The 3589-nt window shown below is 73.5% G+C and carries 3 protein-coding genes and 1 pseudogene; 3 read left to right on the top strand and 1 reads right to left on the bottom strand.

All coding sequences use genetic code 11. From position 1 onward, the window contains the following. Positions 1-279 precede the first annotated feature (279 nt). Entirely contained in the window at positions 280-882 is a 603-nt protein-coding gene (locus tag ACWDD9_RS43765; protein ID WP_049653286.1) for an anthrone oxygenase family protein, read from the top strand. Between the two features lie 216 nt (positions 883-1098). Beyond that, positions 1099-1794 (top strand): polysaccharide deacetylase family protein, encoded by a 696-nt coding sequence (locus tag ACWDD9_RS43770; protein WP_049653289.1) that lies wholly within the window; start codon positions 1099-1101, stop codon positions 1792-1794. A gap of 148 nt (positions 1795-1942) precedes the next feature. Here ACWDD9_RS43770 and ACWDD9_RS43775 read toward each other — a convergent pair whose 3' ends face one another. Then, on the bottom strand, positions 1943-2410 hold the full coding sequence (locus ACWDD9_RS43775) for an anthrone oxygenase family protein (RefSeq protein ID WP_310593231.1): 468 nt from the start codon (positions 2408-2410) through the stop codon (positions 1943-1945). Positions 2411-2629: 219 nt separating this feature from the next. Between ACWDD9_RS43775 and ACWDD9_RS43780 the strand changes: the two are divergent. Then, positions 2630-3493: pseudogene (locus ACWDD9_RS43780) on the top strand (AraC family transcriptional regulator); the annotation flags it as partial. Between the last annotated feature and the right edge of the window lie 96 nt (positions 3494-3589).

The raw sequence follows: 3589 nt of genomic DNA on the forward strand, positions 1-3589 counted from the left end.
GTCGCTGGGCGACGGGGTGCGGCGGGCGTTGGGCCGCGAGCCGCGGGACTTCGCCGACTACGCCCGCGAGGCCGCCGCCTCGGGCGTGTGGAACGCGTGACCAGCCAGAAGGGCAACACCTGCCGTCCGTACGGCAGTCCACTTGATCGTCGGTGCCGGGCGGCGCCGACCGCCTGACCGAACACCCGGCCCCGGCCGGGAGCGGTGAGGAGGCCGGCGGCCCGGACACCGGGAGGGTCCCCGCGTCGGGCGGGGACCGGGGAGACCGAAGGAAAACCGATGCGCTCGAATCAGACCGCGACCCCTGCTTCCTACACCGCCGCACAGTCCTTCACCGGCCTCGCGCCGGGCGGTACGGCCCCGGCCGTACCCGCCACCCGGAGCAAGGCCGCCGGGCCGCTCCTGGTGGGCGCCACCGTCGCGATGGGCCTGATGGCGGGCCTGTTCTTCGCCTTCGACGTCTCGGTGATGCCGGGCCTCGCGGCGGGCGACGACCACACCTACGTGGCGGCGATGCAGCAGATCAACAAGGCGATCGACGGGAACGGGCTGTTCGGCCTGGTCTTCGTCGGCGCGTTCCTCGCCACCGGCATCGCCGCCTGGCTCCAGCACAAGGCAGGCCGGCGCCAGGCCGCGCTCTGGGCGGCGGCCGCGACGGCGCTGTACGTGGTGGCGCTGATCGTCACCATGGGCGTCAACATCCCGCTCAACAACGAGCTGGCGGCGGCCGGCGACCCGGCGCAGATCCACGACCTGGCCGCCGTACGGGCCAAGTTCGCGGACACCTGGGTCCCGGTCAACATGCTCCGCACCGCGCTCTGCGCCGGTGGGCTGTTCGCGCTGACCCGCTCCCTGGTGCTGCACGGCCGCGCGGGGCGCTGAACGCCGAACCCCCGCACCGCGCCCCCGGCGGAACCCCGCCGGGGGCCTCGGCGTGTCCGATAGCCGCGGTGCCCGGCGATGCTCGGCGGTGCTCGCCACCCGGTGCACCCACTGGCCGGTTCCGTTCGCTCGCGATCGACGGAGGGTCGCGGCGGACGGCACCTCGGGAGCAGACTGGCGGCCGGTGCACGGGAGTTCCGACCGCAGGGGGCAGACATGACCGTACGACCCGGCAGGCGAACGGCAGTCGGCAGGATCCGGACCGCGATCGGCGCGCTCGTCGTCGCCCTGGCGGCGGGAGCGGCGGTCGCCCTGCCCGCCACCGGGGCGGAGGCGGCCGGCGCCAACGGCGGCAAGGTGGTCTACCTGACCTTCGACGACGGCCCCAGCCCCGCCTACACGCCCAAGGTCCTGGCGACGCTCGCCCGGTACGGGGTGCGCGCGACCTTCTTCGAGATCGGGCAGAACGTCGCCGCCCACCCCTCGGTGACCGCGCAGGTCGCCAAGCAGGGCCACAGCGTGCAGAACCACTCCTGGTCGCACCCGGACCTGCGCAAGCTCTCCGCCGCCGCGCTCGACGCGCAGGTGGCCGACACCGACCGGGCGATCCGCGCGCGGACCGGCCGCACCCCGAGCTGCCTGCGCCCGCCGTACGGCGCGGTGAACAGCACGGTGCGCTCGAAGGCCGCGGCGCTCGGCAAGCAGGTCGTGCTCTGGTCGGTGGACCCGGCGGACTGGTCCCGCCCCGGCACGGCCGCGATCCGGTCACGGGTGCTGGACAACGTCCGTCCCGGCTCGGTGGTCCTGATGCACGACGGCGGCGGCGACCGCAGTCAGACGGTGGCCGCGCTGCCGACGATCATCTCCACGCTCAAGGCGCGCGGGTACGGCTTCGCCACCCTCTGCGGCTGAGTCGGGCCGGCGGCAGAGGGTGGCGGGGACGGGCGGCGCGCTGGGGCCGCCCGTCGAACGGGCTCGGCCCGGCTGCTGAGCGGGTCCGGGCCGGCCGTCGAAGGGGCTCGGCCCGGTCGGCTCCGCCCGTCGAGCGGGTCGGGGCCGGTCAGCTCTGCCCGTTGAGGATCAGTGCCCACGCGAGGCAGGCCAGCGCGCCGGTCGACAGCAGGGTGCGCAGCACGTTGAAGCGCACCCAGCGCGCCTCGAAGCGGCTGCGCACCGCGGCCGGGTCGGCGATCCGCTGGGGCGACCCGGCGGCCTCGAGCTCGTCGTTCAGCGGGATGTTGACCGAGCGGGTCACCCCGATCATCGCGATGTACAGCACGAGGGCGGCGATGGTCGCGGGCAGGACGTCGTGCCCGTCCGAGGGCAGGTGCAGGGCGACCGCGGCCGCGGTGGCGAGCAGGGCGCCGACGAAGCCGAGGACGAACCAGCCGTTCAGGATCGCCTTGTTGATGCGCTGCATGACCTCGATGAAGGTCCGGTCCTCGGCCCGCGCGAGCGCGGGCATGACCGAGCAGGAGAATCCGTAGAACAGTCCTGCGGTCAGTCCACAGGTGACAGTGGCCGCCACCAGGACGAGTGTGCGTGCCGTTTCCATCGTCGTGAGCCCCTCACTTCTCGCTGTCGGTACCGCTGTACTGCCGTACCGCCGTATCGCGTTCGCCGTGTCTCGGTCCATACCCCGTGGGCAGATCATCCGGCATCGGGGCGGTGCGGGCCACCTCGATCACTCAAGAGTCTCTCAAATGACGAAGCGTCAAATGATGTGCCGACGTCTACACTTGGCGGCATGGACACTCTGACGGGACTCCTCGACGGCCCCAAGGCCCGTGGCGCGTTCCTGCTGCGCTCCATCCTCACCCCGCCGTGGTCGCTGCGGATCGAGGACCGGGCCCCGCTCTCGGTCGTGACGATGGTCCGCGGCGACGCGTGGATCCTGCCCGAGCGCGGCACTCCGCTGCTGCTGCACCCCGGGGACGTGGCGATCGTGCGCGGCCCGGAGCCGTACACCGTGGCGGACGACCCGGACACCCCGGTGGACGTGATCGTCGGCCCGGGCCAGGTCTGCACCAAGGGCGGGGTGGACGTCTCCGAGGTGATGTCGCTCGGCGTCCGGACCTGGGGCCAGGGGCGGGAGGGCGACCGGGCCTCCTCGGTGGTGCTGTCCGGCACCTACCAGGCCGAGCACGAGATCGGCCAGCGGCTGCTGGGCTGCCTGCCCGCGCTGCTGGTCCGCCCGGCCGGCACCGGCGCGGACGACACCCTGGTGCACCTGCTGGCCGCCGAGATAGGGCGCAACGAGCCCGGCCAGGAGCTCGTCCTGGACCGCATCCTGGACCTGCTGGTGGTCTCCGTGCTGCGCTCCTGGCTGGCCGCCCCCGACTCCGGTGCCCCCGCCTGGTACCGCGCCCAGCACGACCAGGTGGTCGGCCCGGTGCTGCGGCTGATGCACGACGATCCGGCCACCGCGTGGACGGTCGCCGACCTGGCCCAGCGGGTCGGCGTCTCCCGGGCCGGCCTGGCCCGCCGCTTCACCGCCCTGGTCGGCGAGCCCCCGATGGCGTACCTGGCGGGCTGGCGCCTGGCGGTCGCCGCCGACCTGCTGCGCGAGCCCGAGTGCACCGTCGCCTTCGCCGCCCGCAAGGTCGGCTACATGTACTGACCACGGAGGTTGGTGACAGGGCTCACGGCCGGGTGATCTTGAAATGAGTGAGGGCCTTCTGGCTCGGTGTGGATTGCGACATCTGCA

Source organism: Kitasatospora sp. NPDC001119, from assembly GCF_053598475.1.

What these genes read in the sequence shown, in the direction of transcription:
- ACWDD9_RS43765 (WP_049653286.1), top strand. Translation starts at nt 280, where the DNA reads ATGCGCTCGAATCAGACCGCGACCCCTGCTTCCTACACCGCCGCACAG.
- ACWDD9_RS43770 (WP_049653289.1), top strand. Translation starts at nt 1,099, where the DNA reads ATGACCGTACGACCCGGCAGGCGAACGGCAGTCGGCAGGATCCGGACC.